A 17,870-nucleotide genomic window follows, 5' to 3' on the forward strand; every position below is an offset into this window, starting at 1 on the left:
CTAGATAGACGCTTTACAAGGGCAAATCTCACAAAGAGCGAAATGATAAATACGATACTTGCACAACTTGCCAAGACGGACACAAGCATAGTGATTGTGATTTTTCTTAATGGTGCATAGACTGAAGTTTGCGGTGCAGAGACAAGCACACTCCAAAACGAGCCAGTATTACGCCACACTTCAAAGGTAGAAACTCCACCGATTGCTTCTTTGCCGTGGCGATTTATGTATTCATATACACCACTTGTATGTGCAGCTTGAGCGTCTGTGATTTGTTGAAGTGATGGGTGAGTATTGACTTCGGCAATCTTTTTACCAAATAGGCTAATATCATCACTTGCCGCATACACACCACCGGTTGAAAGGATTAAGATAAAGTCATTTTCATACACGCTATTTTCTTTATTTAGCACGATTTGCTGGATAATCGTATCAAGGTTGATTGACATACCAAGCACACCGATGAGTTGATTCCCGCTAAAGAGTGGCACGACAGCATTGACTGCGTGGAAGCTTTCACCCTCAAGGGTAATTTCAACAGGCACACCAAAGATAGAGCGTTTTTCTTGTATCGCATTTTGCACAGCTGAAAAATCAAGCACCTTAGATTCAGCATTAACACGATGGACACCGCCGATACGCGTAGGATCATCATCACGATAAATCATTAAATATCCACTTTTGCCGTTTTTGGAAACAAAATCTTTTTGCAAACCATTGTGAGCGTAAGGCTCAAATAAAAATACATAGGCATATTTTGCCCAATTTGATGTATCTAGTAGGCTTGATACGCTTTCATCAATCGTCTTGTTATCAAGCGTGATTCCAGCTTTAAGAAAGTTATTGATTACACCTTGTGTGTTTTCCAAAAGTGCAAAACTCTCATCAAAAATCGGGGCAATCTTGTTTGCGTGTCGCTGGGCGACATTATAGAGCATAGTTTTAGCTTCCTTATCAAGCGTGGAGCGAGATTGTGAGAAAATGACAAGTGCCATAATACCAATACAGACTAAAACGACAATAGCAACAATAAGATTCATTTTAGTGCCAAATTTGAGTTTTCTTAATGATGTAAGCATAATGACCTCCAACTTATTTCAAAAAAATGAGAAATAATTGCTGTATTCTAGTCAAGTTTATTGAAAGATAGATAAAATGTTTTTTTTGTTTGTGGGATTTTGTTACTAAAAGTAATCAGTGGCTACAAAATGTATATGGGGGAGTTTTGATTTAAAATTACACAGATTCTATTTTTGATATTTAGGATAATTGACAGCTTGGGCTTGTGAGCTAGATTCTAAATAAGACACGCAGAAAAAGCAAAAAAGTTTGATAAACAAGCCACCAAAGCCTTAAAGGCTTTGGAGTAGAAGGGCGTGGAGTTCAGCATTGAAAGCTTTAGCATTTTCAAGGTTATTGCCTTCAAGCACCACTGCCGCACCAAAGAGTAAAGTAGCACTTTGTGCGATTTTTTCCGCATTTGCGGTTTTAAGCTTTTCAAAAAGTGGGTGAGTGATGTTAAGCTCTAAGATAGGCTTAGATTCGGGGAGTTTCTGCCCCATTTGTGCCATAAGATTTGCCATCATTGGATTGCTGTCTTCTTTAATCAGCGTGATTGGTGAATCGCCTAGTTGTGAGAGTTTGACTTCGCTGATTTGCTCTCCTAAGGTGTCCTTAAAGGCTTTTATCAGCGGCTCATAGGCTTTTTGTGTGGCTTCATCAATGCTCTGCTCCCCTAGCTCTTCTAAGGCTTCTTTGCTATTAATGCTTTTTAGCGGAGTTTTGTCATATTCGCCAATCATCGGCATTACAACCGCGTCAATCTCATCGCTTAAAAGCAAGACATCAAAGCCCTTTTGTGCGTATTTTTCAAGCAGTGGTGCATTTTTAATCGCTTCTTTATTTTCGCCTAGCATATAGTAAATGCTCTTTTGCTCACTACTCATTGCTTCTTTATAGGCTTTAAGCGAGATAGATTCAGCCTTTACACTCTCAAACCGCAGAAGTTCTAGAATCTTGTCCTTATTCTCATAGTCACCATACAAGCCTTCTTTCAGCACTTTACCAAACTGCTCGTAAAATTTCTTATACTCTTCTTCGTTTTTTGCGATATTAGCAATCTCGCCTAAAATCTTCTTTGTGGAGGCGGATTTGATATTAGCTAGAATCTTATTTTGCTGTAAAATCTCGCGGCTCACATTCAAAGGCAGGTCTTCACTATCAATTACCCCACGCACGAAGCGTAAATATGGCGGTAATAGCTCCTTGTCATCATCAGTGATAAATACCCGCTTGACATAGAGCTTCACACCTGATTGATAATCCACGCGGAATAAGTCAAATGGAGCTTTGCTAGGGATGTAAAAAAGTGTGGTGTATTCTAAATTGCCTTCAACCTTTGTGTGAATCCACCGCATAGGCTCATTATTATCGTGTGAGAGTGTGGCGTAAAACTCTTTGTAATCTTTATCTTTAAGCTTGGATTTTGGAATCTTCCATAGGGCTTTAGCGGTGTTGATTTGGGATTGCTTGTTTTCTTTGCTCTCTTTTGTAGAATCTCCTTTTTTAGAATCTTCTGCGTTTTCACTCTTGGTCTCTGTGTAATGGAGATAAATAGGGAATGCGATATGCTGGGAATATTTATGGATAATGTTTTCAATCTCCCAACGAGACGCAAAGTGTGCATCTTCATCTCGCAAATACAGCGTGATTTGCGTACCTTGAGATTCTTTAATACACTCGCCAATCTCATATTCGCCCTTGCCTTCACTTACCCACGCATAGGCTTTTTCTTCACCTGCTTTCTTGCTTTGCACCACGACACGATGTGCTACCATAAATGCTGAGTAAAAGCCTACGCCAAACTGCCCAATAAGTGCTGAATCTTTCTTTTTATCCCCGCTCAGTTGGCTAAGGAAGCTCTTTGTGCCAGACTTTGCGATAATGCCTAAATGTTCTTTCATATCAGATTCACTCATACCAATGCCATTGTCCTCTATGGTGAGTGTTTTTTTCTGCTCATCAAAGGATATGTCAATGCGTGGCTCAAAGCTTAGGGATTTGAGATTATCCTGTGTGAGCGTGAGATATGAGAGCTTATCAAGTGCGTCAGATGCGTTACTTACAAGCTCTCGCAAGAATATCTCTTTATTGGAATACAAGGAATGTATCATTAGGTCTAAAAGTTGTGTAATTTCTGTTTGAAATTGATGTTTTGTTGCCATTTTTTCTCCTTAAAATTCAAATTGAAGTGGCAATCATAGCAGAAAATATTAAATTATGTGTAAAGTTTATAATGATTCTATAAACTTTAATGAGTGAGTTTATATAATAAAAACTAAGTTTTTTGTATGATATTTGGAATAACAAAGCAAGATTCTAAGAATATTTATTATACAAGTTATACAGGCCGAGTTGTAAGTAATGACAAGCTAGAATCTTGGGATTTTTAGCGTTGGGATTGAAGGGTGGATTCTATAAAATTTTATAGAATCTATGGTGAGATTCTAAGACAAACATAATAAAAAAACATAAAGGAAAAAAGTGAAAGTAGCTATTGTGCTAGGTGGTGGAGGCTCTAAGGGGGCGTATCAAATTGGAGCGTGGAGGGCATTAAGGGAGCTTGGTATAAAGTATGATATGGTTACAGGCACAAGCATTGGGGCTTTGAATGGAGCATTAATGGTGCTTGGCGATTATGAAAAGGCGTTGGAGTTATGGCGTGAGATAGATATAGATAAGGTGGTGCTAAATGGGCTAAATCTCCGCACAGATTTGCAATATTATTATGAAAATAGTGAGAAACTTCTGCCCTTTATCAAAAGCTACAAGGATAATAAGGGTATGGATATCACTCCGCTTAAAAAGATTATTCAAAAATGCGTTGATGAGCGGTTTTTTAGCTCTAGCGTGGATTATGCGTTAATGAGTGTAAGATTCCCTAGCTTTGTGCCTGTAAAAAAATATAAAAATGAGCTTTCAATGGAGAATCTCGCTTCGTGGATTTTGGCTTCAGCCTCGTGTTTTCCGGCTTTTCCGGTATGTGAGATTGATGGATGGGGCTACATAGATGGGGGATATTATGACAATCTCCCTATTAGTCTTGCTTTTGAGCTAGGTGCAGAGCAGGTTATCGCCATAGCGTTAAATCCAGAATCTCACCCCTTTAGTCATCATCCGCTTGTGAAAAATATTTACCCCCTTAAGCCCCTTGGCGGTATGCTTGATTTTGACAAAATGAGTATTGAAGAGAACTTGGAGCTTGGCTATTTTGACACGCTCAAGGCTTTTGGTAAGTTGCAGGGCTTTACATACAGCTTTTATCCTAACACTAAAGATATGCCACAATATCTTATGGCGATGAGTAGGGCATTAAGCATTGTAATGCAAAAAGAATTACACAATACAAAGGAATTGCCTTTTGCTTTGCATAAAGCTTTGGAATTTATTATGCCTTTAGAATCTAAGCGGATTTTAGAGCTTTTATCTCATAATGAAATGATGAGTGTGAATCTAGGCGAGATTCACAATGAAAAATCTCAAATGATTTTTAATCAATCAAAACTTGCTGCTATGGTGCTTTGCCTTGTAGAGCTGATGATGGGGCAGTATGACTATGAGCGTAAAAGGATATATCATCTTAATGAGATAATAGATGAGCTTAAGGCTAAAAATACGCAAAGGCAGGAAAAGACGGAGTTTTTTCAGGCTTTGAATCTGCCAAATGTTTATCAAAGTGATAAAAAGATTATATGGGCGTTTTTTCATCTCTTTTGCTTTGAACTGCAAGGTGGCGGAGTGTGAGGGAAAGTCTATGTGAGGGTGGATTCAATCCGCAGTTTCAAGCAAAATTTACGCCACAATGCAAACCAGAATCTAAGCTAAAATTTGAAAAGATTTATATTGAAATAAGCGATTATTGTGGGCTGAAGTGTGGATTTTGCCCGAGTGCAAATATTGAGCAAAGACGCGGAGCTATGGATTTAGAGCTGTTTGAAAAGATATGTTATGAGATTCAGTCTCACACAAAGCGGGTGTGTTTGCATATTTTGGGCGATCCTTTGGGGGTAAAAGATTTTATCTCTTATGTTGAGATATTGAAAAAATATCATTTGGCAGTGGAGCTTGTTACCACAGGGCTTTTTTTGCAAGAGTGGCATTTTGAGCTACTCACACAAAAGCCTTTTGTGCAGGTGGCGTTTTCTTTAAGTGCGTTTTTGGCAAATGAGAATCTTTTGAAAAAGCGACATTTGGAGCAGATTCTAAAATTTTGTGCGTTTAATCTCTCTCAAAATTCGCCCATTTTTGTGAATCTGCGTCTGCATAGTGATGATATTTTTGCTGATAGTGTGAAGTTTAGGGTGTTGTGTGGCTTTGTGGCTAGATTTTTTGGGCTAGATTCTAATGTATTTATGGAAAGTCTTAAAAAAGGGCGAGTAAGGCTTGGGGCAAAGGTATTTGCTAATCCTAAAACTTCATTTGAATGGGAGCAAAGTGGCGGGGTGAAAACTTATCGGCTAAAAGCTCAAAAAAGTAATATAAAAGTGTTTTGCTATGGGGCGATAAAGCAGTTTGGAATCTTAAGTAATGGCAATGTGGTGCCTTGCTGTATTGATCATGGTGGGAAGACGAGCTTTGGCAATGTGAGAGAGCAGGGCATAAGGGAGATTTTACAAAGTAAAAAGTTTGTGGATTTTGCTTTGGCATTAAAGCGTGGAAAAGCCCCTTGCGAGCTATGTGAAAAATGCGGTTATAGGCTTATTTTGTGAGATAAATAAAAGTGGAATTATTTTTGCTGACAATCCTTTAAAAAAGTAAAGCTTCATCTCTAAAAGGACTTAGGGATTTGATTAAAGGGATTTTATGAAAAGAATACTAGCAGTTTTGCTGTGCGTATGTGGATTCTATGAAGTAGCAAATGCAAATAATATCGCACAATTGCTTTTAACTGGGCGTCCAAGCGGACATATGGGCGTGTATTATCAAGGTATGACAGGTGGTGCACCAAGTTTCGCTGATGCCAATGTGTCTTTAGCCTATCAAACCCAACGCTTTCAAGGTGTGGCACTTGGTGGCTCTATGTGGGCTGCAACAAAGCTATATCAAGCACACGGCGGAGACTTTTCGCAAGTGAAAGATAATTTTGTTCTCACAGAGCTTTATGCAAGTTTTGTGAATCCCAATCGCTTAAGTGTGTATGCAGGGAGATTCCAAACTAATAGCGAGTGGATTAAGCATTATACACAAGGTGTGTCAGCGACTTATGAAGATATAGAAAATTTAAAGCTTGATTTTATCTGGGCATATAAAAATGCATATGTAACAAATTATAGAATGGATAATTTTTCAAATCCATTTGGTAGTGTGGGTGCGTTGTATCTAGGGGCAACTATCACACTTCCCGAATCTCCTTTGCAAATTACCCCATATATTTATGCTGCTCCTAATGATTTTACCGCCTTTGGTGCAAAAGTGCTTGTGGCTGTGCCTGTAAATACTGCACTTTTATATGGGAAAATGCACTTTTTGTCTTTTAGTGCTAGGAATGATAAAATCATTGACCATTCAAGCACAAAAGGCGATGGAGGATTTGTATGGCTTGAGGGTGGAGCAAAGTGGCTGGGTATGAATGTTGGAGGTGGTGTTCTCTCTGTGGCTGAAAATGGAGCTAGGGGGATTGATTCGTTTGGGCAGAGTAGCTATTTTGAAAGGCGAGAAGGGCTTTTTTACAATAATGCCACATCACTTTATGGATTCTTAGAATATGACTTAAGGCAATATGTGCAGCTTGATGCAGCTATTAGGCATACAACCATAGGAAGCAAAAACATATTTAACTGGGAGATTGGACTTGTCTCTGAACCTCAACACAATATCAAGTTGGGTGCAAAGATTATAGGAATGATAAATAATGCCGATTTTACGCTCGATAATTCAATTTTTGCCAATGATGGTAGGAATTATCTACTAACTCGTGTCTTTGCACAAGTTAGTTTTTAAATCTTTTTAAGGAGTTTGTATGAAAAAAGTATATGTCTCACTTGCTTTAGTCTCTGCTATGGCGGTTGGTGCAAATGCGGTAGAGGTGAATCCTTTTGGGCATTTAGGAGCATTTTATCATCAAGGGTTTGGTGGTTTAGGCACATTGAATGATAAAGGCAAGGAAGTGCAAAAAGCCTATGGAAATGTTTCTGCACGCGTAGGGATTGAGCTAGGCTTGGGCAAAAATGTAAGCATTGGTCTTGGTGGCTGGGGTGCTTACCCATTCTATGATATTTCACAAAATGATTTTATCACTAAAAGTGCATTCCCAAATTATGCTGATGTGTCTGATGCGTATTTTAGATATGATGGCGGGAGATTAAGCTTTGTGCTTGGACGCTTTGATATAGGGCAGTTTTTCCTAGGCGTTGATGGTAAAAACTATACGGGTGTAGATTGGATCTATGGCAATGTGCAAGGTGGTGCGTTAAATGTAGATGGTGGGGCTATAAGTTTATGGGCATATTGGAGAAACTCTCAGCTTGGAGCAGGACAGGCTTATAACAGAATGGGCTATGAGCTTTCAAGCTTTGATACTTATCAACACCAAAAAGGTAAGAAAGGTGAGCTTGTAAGTGGTGGTGTGGATATCAAATTTGGTGAAATGTTTAAAGTTTCTCCATTTGTGAGCTATCTTACAGATACAAATACGAGTGTAGATTATAGTAAAAATACAAAAGGCGTTGATGATATATTGAATGCAGGTGCAAAAGCACAGCTTGATCTTGGCTCTGGAAATGTGCAGTCAAAGACGACTTTGCGTGCTGTGTATAGTATGACTAATCTTACAGGGAAAGCAGATACCGCAAGTGGTATGACTTTTTGGATTGATGAAGAGTTGCGTTTAAATGAGTGGCTTAAGCTTGGTGCAGGATATGTCTCAAATGACAAGGATTCATATATTCTTAATTATGGTGATAGAGCAAGATTCTATGGTTATCGTGGCGGTATGAGTGGAGCTGGAGTAGGTGCTTCACTTGGTTATGGTGATACTTGGTATATCTTCGGTGGTATTGAATCTAAACGAGTAGCCCTTGATGTGCTTTACTCTGGTGGTGATTATGAGGAAATCTCTGCAGTTGGTTCACTCACGCTTTGGCAAGGAAGTGATAAGATGTATTTCAAAGTCGGTGCTGGATATGTTGGGACAGGCAAACAAGCTAGCACAGATTCAACAGCCGAAAATGCTATAATCGGCTCTTGGAATGGCAAATGGCAAAACTCTGCACTTGCATTTGCTAAATTTGGATTCTAAGAATCCTTACAAGGCTAGGCTTCTAGCCTTGTAGTTTTATATACACACCACTTTATAAAATTTACTCTATTAAAGCAGGAATTAAAACATTTTTTGCTACAATCCCCAACTTTTTTACATCAACACAAAACAAAGGACATAGAATGAAAAAAGGAATCCACCCAGAATACATCCCTTGTAAGGTAACCTGCGTAACAAGCGGAAAGCAAATTGAGGTTTTAAGCAATAAGAGTGAGCTACGCATTGATATTTCAAGCTTTTGCCACCCATTCTACACAGGAAGTGATAAAATCACTGACATCACTGGACGCGTTGAGAAATTCCGCCAAAAATATAATATGAAATAAATCTATGCTGACACTTGTGCCAACCCCCATAGGAAACCTTGAAGACGTTACCTTGCGGGCGTTGGAAGCCATAAAGTCAGCTGATGTAATTTTGTGTGAAGATACAAGAGTGGCTAAAAAGCTTTTAGAGCTACTCATTTCACGCAATATCCTTGAACTTCCAAATGAACAGAATCCTAAGGAATTTGTGGATTCTAAGCAAATCAAATCCTTTCACTCACATAATCAAGATGAGTTTCTCTCCATCTTGTCGCAGGATTTTTTCAATACAAATGTCGTGTATCTTAGCGATGCGGGAATGCCTTGTATTAGTGATCCTGGTGCAAAGCTTGTATCTTATGCGATAGAACATCACATTGCCTTTGATGTTTTGCCCGGGGCTTGTGCGTTAAATGTGGCATTTTGTGGGAGTGGTGTAGAATCTACACCATTTGTTTTTGTAGGATTTTTACCACATAAAAAGCTAGAGCGACAAGCGAAACTTTTGCAGATTGCTAGGCTCAATATGGGCGGTGCGTATAGTGCGATTTGCTATGAAAGTCCGCATAGAATCTTAGAGACCTTGCAAGATATTGCATTTTTACTTCCACATACTCGCATTGCCGTGCAAAAAGAGCTTACAAAACTTCATCAGCAGCGATATTATGGCACAGCACACGAGATTGGCACAATGCTAGAAGATTCTGTAATACGAGGAGAGTGGGTGCTTATCCTTGATTTTTCGCATACTTTGGAGCATAAGGAATATTCGCTAGAGTATGAGGAAGCCCTGATGCTTGATATTCCACCAAAGATTAAGGCAAAGATTCTAAGCAAGATGAGTGGTAAAAGTATCAAGCAATGCTATGAAGAAATTTTGAGTGCGGAGTAAGTAGTGATTATTTATGGTAAGCAGCCTATTTTGTATGCCATAGAGACTTGCCCTTGCAGTATTACAGAATTTTATCTCGCAAAAGAATTGCCTAGAGATTTATTTTCACAACTTGCTAAATTAGACAAGCCCATTAAACGCGTGGATAATAAAAAAGCTCAAGCTCTCTCTCGTGGCGGTAATCATCAAGGGATTCTCGCGCAAATTATCCCGCCACAAGCTTTAAGTCTTAAAGAACTAAAGGAGAAAGATTCACTTTTGGTGCTATGTGAGATTAGCGATGTGGGGAATATTGGCTCAATTTTTCGCACAGCTTACGCGTTGGGTGTGGGCGGAATAGTCATTTGTTTGCCAAGCCTTAGTCAAAAAGCGATAGAAGGTATAGTGCGTCTTTCAAGTGGGGCGTTTTTAAATATGCCTTATGGGGTTTTTACACAAGTCTTTGATGTGCTAAATGAGCTTAAAAATGCAAACTTTACCCTTGTAGGTGCGGATATGCGAGGGCAAGAGAGAATAGAAAATCCACAAAAATGGGCATTGTTTCTAGGAAGTGAATCTATGGGTTTATCAGCACGATTGAAGCACAAACTTGATACAATGCTCTCTATCAAAATGAAGCATCACTTTGATTCGCTCAATGTAGCGGTGGCTACGGGAATTTTAATAGATAGGATTAATTATGCAGGGAAACATTAATATGCAATTACTTGATGAGGAACTAGGGAAGCTTAAGGCAATTGGGCTAAAGGAGCTAAGCAAAACAACTAAACTTGCGAGTTCTAAGATTGAAGATGTGCTAGAAAAGCGATTTGATAAGATTGATAGTGTGCGGGCAAAGGGCTTCATTGCGATTTTGGAGCGTGAGTATGGTGTTGATTTGCGTGATTGGATTCTCTCTAAAGAGCAGTTGCAAAAGCCTGATATAAGTAGTGTTGCAGAGGTGATAAGCAAACAGGATCAAGAAGAGCGATCTCAAAAGCTTATTGAAAATGTAGCGATTGTGAGAGAAAAAGAAGAAGAGAGAAAGAAAGATTTACAAAAAGAGCGTGAGCATTACGTGATTGAGATTGCATTAAAAAATGAATCTAAAAGTAAGTCTCACGCAGAATCTTACTCTTGGCTTTATGTGATTTTAGGACTTGTTTTTCTTGCACTTATGGGATATTTTGCCTACAAGGCTTTTATGCAGGATAGTCCTATTCCGCCTACTTCGCAGTCTAGTAGCACAGCACAAAATGAGAATGATGAGGGGTATGATGGTGTATTTTTTGATGCAACAAAACCGCTAGATAATGCCCCAACACAACAAGCAGATAAGCCAACACAAAATACACAGGAAGTGCAATCTCAAGATGTGCCTTTAGAATCTACAAGTAAGGATTCTATGCCACAAGCTTTAGCCCCACAAAATACAACAACGCAAACTCAAGAAACTCATCAATCAAGCCACCCAGAGCAAAATTTCTTTTTTAGCCCTAAGCCTAGTCAAGCAGATTCTCAAGCAGATAGTCAAAAGAAGCCGAGTGATAATATCTTATATATCCAAGCCGAGCAGGATTTGTGGCTTGGCGTGATTAATCTTGAGACAGGAAGCAAGGAGCAGTTTGCATATAAAAATAGTTATGAGATTCCATTAAACAATAAAATGCTTTTTGTGATGGGGCATAGTGCATTTAAGCTCACACTCAATGGCGAGGAAGTAGCTCACGGGAGCAAACATCCAGTGAGAATGTATTTTGATGGCTCAAGCCTTGTAGATGTGAATTATACGCGTTTTAAACAGCTGAATGGTGGTCTTGAATGGTAAGGCTTATCTTCATTCTTTTTTGTATTGTAGCGGGTGCGTGGGCTGATGCCTTTGATGATAAGATAAAAAATCTAATGGGGGAGCAAAGCTACCAAACAAACGCAAATTTCATTAATAGAATCTTTGCAAATAGAAATATATACTATACAGGCGGACGATTGGATATTGCTAAAATTGTTTATGCGCTAAAAAGTAATGGGCTACTTAGCTCGCGCTTTTCTCAACCAAGCGAGGTAAAACTTAGCTTTAGTGCAAGGACTAGTCCCGTGTTACTAACAAAGATTGGGAATAATATTTTAAGCACGATGGGATATTCATACTTTGTAGTAAGCAGAGCGGAGCTAAGTGGTGGGCTTTCAAGTGTGGAGTTTTCTTTTAATACCGAGCATAGCCCTGATATGGGGATTATTGTTGATGAGTTAGGTAAAAGGGGTTTTGTTTGCCTTGATATTAATCGTATCAATGCACAGAAGTGGGAATATATGCTTGAAGTCAATGAGTCGCGTCTGCCAAATACAAAATTCTTAGCAAAATCAGCAGCACTTAAATGGCGTGATGCCTCCGGGGAATATTGGGTCAGTGTCAATACAAGCGGAGATTTATATATACAGGCTGTGGATTTTCCAAAGTGGAATCCACATATTGTGTTGTATGATAAGAATCTTGGCATTATAGATATGATAAGTAATGCCGGTAGTAATGAAAGCTTGAAAGTTAAGATTCCACAAGGTGTGAAGTTTGTGATGATTACAGATTATGATGGGGCGGAGAATCTTAAGGGTGGTATTGCTGTGAATTTGAAGTAGATTATGAATCTAACAATGAGGAGAGAGCTATGTTTGATGAGATTGAGTTTGACAAAATAAAGCGTTTGCCAAAATATGTCTTTGCTGCAATTAATGAGATTAAACTTGAAATGCGTCGCAATAATGAAGATGTGATTGACTTTTCTATGGGGAATCCAGATGGTAAGACGCCTGAACATATTATCCAAAAGCTTTGTGAAGCCGCACAAAAAGATAAGAATCAAGGCTATTCTGTAAGCCGTGGAATCTACAAGTTGCGTTTAGCCATTTGTAATTGGTATAAGCGGACTTATGGTGTGGATTTAGACCCAGAATCTGAAGCGTGTGTAACAATGGGGAGTAAAGAAGGCTATGTGCATTTAGTCCAAGCTATTGCAAATGCTGGCGATAATGCCATTGTAGCCGAGCCTGCCTATCCTATTCATTATTATGCTTTTATTCTTAATGGAGCGAATGTCTCTACTTTTGGGCTAAAGTGGAATGATGAAATGGAGCTTGATGCAAATGATTTTTTTGCAAATATTAAAAGGGTGCTAAAAGAAGTAATGCCCCGTCCAAAATTTGTTGTTGTGAATTTTCCGCATAATCCCACGACTATTGTTGTGTATAGGGAGTTTTATGAACGCTTAGTGGCTATGGCAAAGCAGGAGCGATTTTATATTATTTCGGACATTGCGTATGCCGAGCTTTGCTTTGATGGCTTTAAAACACCAAGTATTTTAGAAATCCACGGAGCTAAAGATGTAGCTGTTGAGAGCTATACGCTGAGTAAAACTTATAATATGGCAGGTTGGCGAGTTGGCTTTGTGGTGGGGAATAAGAAAATTATTGAAGCGTTGCAAAAGATTAAAAGCTGGATTGATTATGGAATCTACACGCCTTTGCAAATTGCCTCTACTATCGCCCTTGATGGCGATCAAAGCTGTGTGGAAGAGATAAAGGGTAAGTATGAAAAGCGTATGGAAGTGCTGATTAAGAGTTTTAAAGAAGCGGGTTGGGAGATGAAAAAACCAAAGGCAAGTATGTTTATTTGGGCAAAGTTGCCTGAATGTGTGGGTGATATGGGTAGCTTGGAATTTTCAAAAAGGCTTTTAAAAGAGGCAAAGATTGCTGTGAGTCCGGGTGTGGGCTTTGGGGATTATGGAGAAGGGTATGTGAGAATTGCGTTAATTGAAAATGAAAAGCGAATCCGCCAATCCGCACGGAATCTCAAGGCATTTTTGAAGCAATTTTCATAAGATTTTATTAAGATTTTAAGGATTATTTGATGTCAAAGCTTGTTTTGGGAATGGTTGGCTTTGGGGTTGTTGGCTCCAGTGTGTTAAAGGCAATTTTAGCAAATGGTGAGATTATTAATGCAAGGGCAGGGAAGCAGATAGTTTTAAAAAGTATTGTTGTGCGTGATAAAGCAAAAGCGGCAAAAAAACTTGCCGATATGAATGCAAATGTAGCCCTTAGCACGAATATAGATGAGATTTTACAAGATAGTGAGATTGATGTTGTCATTGAGCTTATGGGCGGTGTGGAGTTTGCCTACACAATAGCACAAAGAGCATTGAAAGCAAAAAAAGCTTTTATCACCGCTAATAAGGCAATGTTAGCCTACCATAGAAGTGATATTGCACCCCTTGCGAGTGGTTTGCCTGTGGGCTTTGAAGCAAGCGTGTGTGGTGGCATACCCATTATACGCGTTTTGAAAGATGGCTTAAGTGCTAATCATATTTTAGCCATACGCGGGATTCTCAATGGCACGAGTAATTATATCCTAACTCAAATGCAGCAGTTTGGCAAAAACTTTGCCACCGCCCTTAAAGAAGCGCAGAATCTTGGCTATGCGGAGGCTGACCCTAGCCTTGATATTAATGGTGGCGATGCGGGGCATAAGCTTTTAATCCTTGCTTCCCTTGCGTATGGAATCCACGCTATGCCCGAAGATATATTGATTGAAGGTATTGCTGATATAACGCCTGATGATATGGAGTTTGCGAATGAATTTGGCTATGTGATTAAACTTCTAGGCATTGCTAAAAAGCAAGATGATGAAGTGGAGCTACGCGTCCATCCAAGTATGATTAAAAAAAAATCTATGATTAGCAAGGTTGATGGCGTGATGAATGGCATTAGTGTGATAGGCGATTATGTGGGGGAGAGTATGTATTATGGAGCGGGAGCAGGAGGGGAAGCAACAGCAAGTTCGGTGATAAGTGATATTGTCGCTATTGCTAGGGGGGAGAGTGCGGCAATGCTTGGCTTTAGCCGACCTTTGGAAGAGGGTAAATTGCGACTGAAAGATAAAGAAAAGATTCACTCACGCTACTACATACGCCTTTATGTGAGAGATAAGCCCGGAGTGTTAGGGGAGGTAGCACAGATTCTAGGGCGACATAATATTTCTATTGGTGCATTTTTGCAAAAAGAGACAGATAAGAAAAATATCGCCACAATGCTATTTTCTACACATCATTGCTTTGAAAGAGAGATAAATCACGCATTGTGTGAGCTTGAAAATATAGAATCCATTACCCAAAAGCCTTTCAAAATGCGGCTTGAAGATGAGTATGAGTAGGGCAAAGGGCAAAGAGGCAGAAGACAAGGCGTGTGCGTTTTTGCGTGAAAATGGCTTTGAGATTATAGAGCGGAACTTTTTTGCACGATATGGGGAGATTGACATTATCGCTCAAAGAGATGGAATCTTACATTTTATTGAAGTCAAAAGTGCGAGTGTTGGGGCTAAAAGTGGCTTTGAGCCTATTTATAACATCACGCCAAGCAAGATTGAAAAGCTTATATCCACAATAGGATTCTATCTTTCAACGCAGAATCTCACGCAAGAATATTGCCTTGATGCACTCATCATCAAAGGTGGGCATATTGAGTTTATAGAAAACATCACTTTGTGCTAGTTGAATTTCTCACGCTCAATGCCAACTTTTTCTTGCAAGGCTTTGATTTCTTTGCTCATAGCCGCTGTGGCACTGACTTGGTTAATTAAGATGTAAATATTAATAAGGCTTAAAAGCAAAGTAGCAAACACACAAAACAACGCAATTTTAACCGCTCTTTTAGCGATTTTGTTTGAATCCTCTTCTCTCATAAAAGCCTCCTTGTAATTTTATGAATAAGTATAGCACTAAACATTCCAAGTGCCAACAGCACGACAATACACGCCCCAATACTGACATTAAAATAATAGGCGATAAAAAACCCAGCCCACATAAAAATAAGTGAAATAAGCCACGAGATAAACATCATAGAGCCAAGCGAGTGGGAAAAGAGATTGGCAATATATGCAGGGATTGATAAAATCGCCAAAACAAGAATAAGCCCAGCCACGCTCATAGACAGCACCACACCAATGGCGATAAGCACAAAGACAATGCTTATCCACATATTCACATTTAAGCCCTTTGTTTGACAAAACTCACTATCATAAAATAAGCCTAGAATCTCATAATAATACAGCCTAACAAAAATGATAAGGAAAATATCAAATGCCGCCATTGCTATCATTTCATCTGTGCCAACAGCGAGAATTGAGCCAAAAAGATAGCTTGAAATATCGCTATTATATCCCGGACTTAAGTCAATAAGAATAATGCCTATTGCCATTCCAAATGCCCAGCTTGCACCCACATAGGCATCTAGCCTTTCTCTTTGGTATAAAAACGCATAGGCTAAAAATATCGCCATAAGCACCCCAAAGCACAACACTCCAAGCATCGTGCTAAAGCCACAAAAAAGAGCTAATCCAACACCGCCAAAAGCACTATGAGCTACGCCCCCAGCGATAAAGACATTTTTATTTGCCACAATCATAGAGCCGATGATTCCACTACAAATACTCACAAGAAATGATACAAATAATGCCACCCATACGAATTGATATGAAAAGAGTTCAATCATAATTTTAAATCCTTGAGATTATCCATCGCTTTTTGTGGCGATAAATTGCGTAAATTTGCCTGTGAATTGCCACCATTGATTTTTATGGTAGCAAAGTCGTGCTTTGCTACTGCGGAAATTATGAGATTTGTTTTAGATTCTAAGTTTTTAGATTTTTCGCTACACTCAAAATGACAAAGTGTGGAATCAACGCTATGATTACCCAAAGACGAATTGTTAGGTTGCATAGCAAAATGAGTTAGCAAATCTACTTCACAAATATGTCCACTCATATCAAGCTCAAAATGTGGAATCTCGTGTATAACAGCATTCTTATTGACATAAAGCACCTTTTTGGCATAGCCAAGTGTGAGTGAAATATCGTGGCTTACCACAACAATACTCATCGTGCGATTAAGCTTTTTGAGCAGTTCATAAATGCTTTTTTGTGCTTTAGAGTCAATATTTGCCGTTGGCTCATCAAGGATAAGAATCTGCGGATTATTCACAATTGCCCTTGCGATAAGCACCTTTTGCCGCTCTCCGCCTGATAGAGCATATAAGGGCTTTTTAGCAAGATGAGTGATTTCTAAAAGTTCCATTGCTTGAAAAATAGAACATTCACTCTTTTTTGGATTGAACCCAAAGATTCTAGGTTTAAGCAGCCCAAGGGCAATGGTATCTCTCACGCAAATGGGGAATTGTATATTGTGATAAGTCATTTGTGGGACATTGCCGATATGGCAGGGCTGTATATTTGAAGTGTAGCTAATCTCGCCCTTATTTGGCTTTAGTAGCCCAAGCAAAAGCTTTACAAATGTTGTCTTGCCCCCGCCATTTGGTCCTATCACCGCCCAAAAATCGCCAGATTCTAGCTTGAAGTTAATCTTTTCTAGCACATTTTCTGCCCCATAAGCAAAGCTTACATTTTTCATCTCTAGCATTATTTGTTTCTCTCTTTGCTAAAGTGCTTTTCTAGGCATTCTTGTAGTTTGGGATTATTCTCATCAAGGGATAGGGCGATTTGACACGCATAGAGAGCAAAGGAGTTAAGCCATTGGGATTTGAGTGGATTGAGAGTAAGAATTTCAAGCTTTAATTCATTCGCAAGGCTTTGGACGCGAGATTTTGAATATTGTGGTTGGATAAAAAGGGCTTTGATTTGTCTTTGTTTAATCTGTGCGATAAGCTCTCTCAAGTCTCTACCCTTAGCTTCTTTGCCATCTTTTTCTATGCTTAATTCTTCTAAGTCAAAATCCCTAGCAAAATCCCCAAAGGCTGGGTGATACACAAGAAAGCTTTTTGTTGCGTATTTGGCAAAAAGATTTTGAGCTTGAATATAAATCTGCTCAAGCTCTTTTGTAAGTTGTGTTGATTGTGTGGTAAAAAAGTCTTTATGCGTTGGTTGCAAGGTGCTTAGAATCTTGGCAATGAATGCTATTTGTGCTTGGGATTCTTTAAGAGAAAGCCAGATATGTGGATTGTGAGTGTGTGTGCTAGAATGTTTAGAATCTTGCGAGTGAGAAAGTGAGCTAGAATCTAAAGTGTGAGCGTGAGATTCTGAGAGATTATAATATTTTAGTTTTGGATTAATGCTGTGGAATTTCTTAAGCCAAGTGGATTCTAGAGGCATTCCCACGCCAAAAAACACTTCAGCATTTTGAATATGCTTCATTTGTTGTATATTTGGCTCATAGATTTCAGGGGATTTGCTAGGCGGGACAAGCACTTCTACTTCTACATATTCTTTGCCGATAGATTCTAGCATTTGCTTTTGTGGCAGAACACTCACAAGCACCTTAATAGGCTCGGCATAGCCACAAAGACAGAGTAAAAGTAAAATATAAGCTATTTTTTTCAT

18 protein-coding genes are annotated in these 17,870 nt (G+C 39.1%); 12 read left to right on the top strand and 6 right to left on the bottom strand.

The genetic code is table 11. The annotated features are described in order from the left end of the window. Positions 1 to 1,079: PDC sensor domain-containing protein (locus HCCG_RS06195; RefSeq protein ID WP_034548209.1), on the bottom strand; the 1,079-nt coding region annotated here is incomplete at its 3' end. A gap of 273 nt (positions 1,080 to 1,352) precedes the next feature. Continuing rightward, a complete protein-coding gene (gene htpG, locus HCCG_RS06200; protein WP_002956603.1) occupies positions 1,353 to 3,224 on the bottom strand; it encodes a molecular chaperone HtpG in 1,872 nt (623 codons plus the stop codon). 319 nt (positions 3,225 to 3,543) lie between these two features. Here htpG and HCCG_RS06205 point away from each other — a divergent pair, with 319 nt between their 5' ends. The 12 genes from HCCG_RS06205 to HCCG_RS06260 all read left to right on the top strand — a co-directional run bounded on the left by HCCG_RS06205 (position 3,544) and on the right by HCCG_RS06260 (position 15,030). Then, entirely contained in the window at positions 3,544 to 4,803 is a 1,260-nt protein-coding gene (locus HCCG_RS06205) for a patatin-like phospholipase family protein (protein ID WP_002956605.1), read from the top strand. Beyond that, the gene (locus HCCG_RS06210) at positions 4,800 to 5,768 is read left to right on the top strand and encodes a radical SAM/SPASM domain-containing protein (RefSeq protein WP_015453464.1); all 969 of its coding nucleotides are present in this window, start codon (positions 4,800 to 4,802) and stop codon (positions 5,766 to 5,768) included. Before HCCG_RS06205 ends, HCCG_RS06210 begins: the two co-directional genes overlap by 4 nt. A gap of 94 nt (positions 5,769 to 5,862) precedes the next feature. Continuing rightward, complete coding sequence (locus HCCG_RS06215) at positions 5,863 to 6,999, top strand: Opr family porin (protein ID WP_002956608.1); 1,137 nt, start codon at positions 5,863 to 5,865, stop codon at positions 6,997 to 6,999. Positions 7,000 to 7,018: 19 nt separating this feature from the next. Next, entirely contained in the window at positions 7,019 to 8,296 is a 1,278-nt protein-coding gene (locus tag HCCG_RS06220) for a hypothetical protein (RefSeq protein ID WP_002956609.1), read from the top strand. Between the two features lie 143 nt (positions 8,297 to 8,439). Then, positions 8,440 to 8,643, top strand: a complete 204-nt coding sequence (rpmE, locus tag HCCG_RS06225; RefSeq protein WP_002956610.1) for a 50S ribosomal protein L31 — start codon at positions 8,440 to 8,442, stop codon at positions 8,641 to 8,643. Positions 8,644 to 8,647: 4 nt separating this feature from the next. Further along, on the top strand, positions 8,648 to 9,514 hold the full coding sequence (gene rsmI / locus HCCG_RS06230) for a 16S rRNA (cytidine(1402)-2'-O)-methyltransferase (RefSeq protein WP_002956611.1): 867 nt from the start codon (positions 8,648 to 8,650) through the stop codon (positions 9,512 to 9,514). Positions 9,515 to 9,517: 3 nt separating this feature from the next. Then, on the top strand, positions 9,518 to 10,210 hold the full coding sequence (gene rlmB / locus HCCG_RS06235; protein ID WP_002956612.1) for a 23S rRNA (guanosine(2251)-2'-O)-methyltransferase RlmB: 693 nt from the start codon (positions 9,518 to 9,520) through the stop codon (positions 10,208 to 10,210). Further along, a complete protein-coding gene (locus HCCG_RS06240; protein ID WP_002956613.1) occupies positions 10,194 to 11,321 on the top strand; it encodes a hypothetical protein in 1,128 nt (375 codons plus the stop codon). Before rlmB ends, HCCG_RS06240 begins: the two co-directional genes overlap by 17 nt. Next, the gene (locus tag HCCG_RS06245; RefSeq protein WP_002956614.1) at positions 11,315 to 12,127 is read left to right on the top strand and encodes a hypothetical protein; all 813 of its coding nucleotides are present in this window, start codon (positions 11,315 to 11,317) and stop codon (positions 12,125 to 12,127) included. The genes HCCG_RS06240 and HCCG_RS06245 overlap by 7 nt, the downstream gene beginning before the upstream one ends. A 29-nt stretch (positions 12,128 to 12,156) precedes the next feature. Next, positions 12,157 to 13,365, top strand: coding sequence for an LL-diaminopimelate aminotransferase (locus tag HCCG_RS06250; protein ID WP_002956615.1), 1,209 nt, complete (start codon positions 12,157 to 12,159; stop codon positions 13,363 to 13,365). A gap of 26 nt (positions 13,366 to 13,391) precedes the next feature. Then, complete coding sequence (locus tag HCCG_RS06255) at positions 13,392 to 14,693, top strand: homoserine dehydrogenase (protein WP_172583176.1); 1,302 nt, start codon at positions 13,392 to 13,394, stop codon at positions 14,691 to 14,693. Then, positions 14,686 to 15,030, top strand: coding sequence for a YraN family protein (locus HCCG_RS06260; RefSeq protein WP_002956617.1), 345 nt, complete (start codon positions 14,686 to 14,688; stop codon positions 15,028 to 15,030). The genes HCCG_RS06255 and HCCG_RS06260 overlap by 8 nt, the downstream gene beginning before the upstream one ends. Here HCCG_RS06260 and HCCG_RS06265 read toward each other — a convergent pair. Genes HCCG_RS06265 through HCCG_RS06280 form a run of 4 tightly spaced genes read right to left on the bottom strand, consistent with a single transcriptional unit; the run spans position 15,027 to position 17,870 of the window. Then, positions 15,027 to 15,221, bottom strand: coding sequence for a DUF5408 family protein (locus HCCG_RS06265; RefSeq protein ID WP_002956618.1), 195 nt, complete (start codon positions 15,219 to 15,221; stop codon positions 15,027 to 15,029). The genes HCCG_RS06260 and HCCG_RS06265 overlap by 4 nt on opposite strands. Then, entirely contained in the window at positions 15,218 to 16,030 is an 813-nt protein-coding gene (locus tag HCCG_RS06270) for a metal ABC transporter permease (protein ID WP_002956619.1), read from the bottom strand. The genes HCCG_RS06265 and HCCG_RS06270 overlap by 4 nt, the downstream gene beginning before the upstream one ends. Further along, entirely contained in the window at positions 16,027 to 16,953 is a 927-nt protein-coding gene (locus tag HCCG_RS06275; protein ID WP_002956620.1) for a metal ABC transporter ATP-binding protein, read from the bottom strand. Before HCCG_RS06275 ends, HCCG_RS06270 begins: the two co-directional genes overlap by 4 nt. Further along, positions 16,953 to 17,870: a metal ABC transporter solute-binding protein, Zn/Mn family gene (locus tag HCCG_RS06280; protein ID WP_002956621.1), complete on the bottom strand. Its 918-nt coding sequence runs from the start codon at positions 17,868 to 17,870 to the stop codon at positions 16,953 to 16,955. The genes HCCG_RS06275 and HCCG_RS06280 overlap by 1 nt, the downstream gene beginning before the upstream one ends.

Origin of the sequence: Helicobacter cinaedi CCUG 18818 = ATCC BAA-847, assembly GCF_000155475.1 — a bacterium.
GTDB classification, from domain to species: domain Bacteria; phylum Campylobacterota; class Campylobacteria; order Campylobacterales; family Helicobacteraceae; genus Helicobacter_C; species Helicobacter_C cinaedi.

Coding starts and splice junctions, on each gene's coding strand:
- HCCG_RS06260 (WP_002956617.1), top strand. CDS start 14,686: ATGAGTAGGGCAAAGGGCAAAGAGGCAGAAGACAAGGCGTGTGCGTTT.
- HCCG_RS06265 (WP_002956618.1), bottom strand. CDS start 15,221: ATGAGAGAAGAGGATTCAAACAAAATCGCTAAAAGAGCGGTTAAAATT.
- HCCG_RS06245 (WP_002956614.1), top strand. CDS start 11,315: ATGGTAAGGCTTATCTTCATTCTTTTTTGTATTGTAGCGGGTGCGTGG.
- HCCG_RS06240 (WP_002956613.1), top strand. CDS start 10,194: ATGCAGGGAAACATTAATATGCAATTACTTGATGAGGAACTAGGGAAG.
- HCCG_RS06275 (WP_002956620.1), bottom strand. CDS start 16,953: ATGCTAGAGATGAAAAATGTAAGCTTTGCTTATGGGGCAGAAAATGTG.
- HCCG_RS06280 (WP_002956621.1), bottom strand. CDS start 17,870: ATGAAAAAAATAGCTTATATTTTACTTTTACTCTGTCTTTGTGGCTAT.
- HCCG_RS06220 (WP_002956609.1), top strand. CDS start 7,019: ATGAAAAAAGTATATGTCTCACTTGCTTTAGTCTCTGCTATGGCGGTT.
- htpG (WP_002956603.1), bottom strand. CDS start 3,224: ATGGCAACAAAACATCAATTTCAAACAGAAATTACACAACTTTTAGAC.
- rpmE (WP_002956610.1), top strand. CDS start 8,440: ATGAAAAAAGGAATCCACCCAGAATACATCCCTTGTAAGGTAACCTGC.
- HCCG_RS06215 (WP_002956608.1), top strand. CDS start 5,863: ATGAAAAGAATACTAGCAGTTTTGCTGTGCGTATGTGGATTCTATGAA.
- HCCG_RS06250 (WP_002956615.1), top strand. CDS start 12,157: ATGTTTGATGAGATTGAGTTTGACAAAATAAAGCGTTTGCCAAAATAT.
- HCCG_RS06270 (WP_002956619.1), bottom strand. CDS start 16,030: ATGATTGAACTCTTTTCATATCAATTCGTATGGGTGGCATTATTTGTA.
- rsmI (WP_002956611.1), top strand. CDS start 8,648: ATGCTGACACTTGTGCCAACCCCCATAGGAAACCTTGAAGACGTTACC.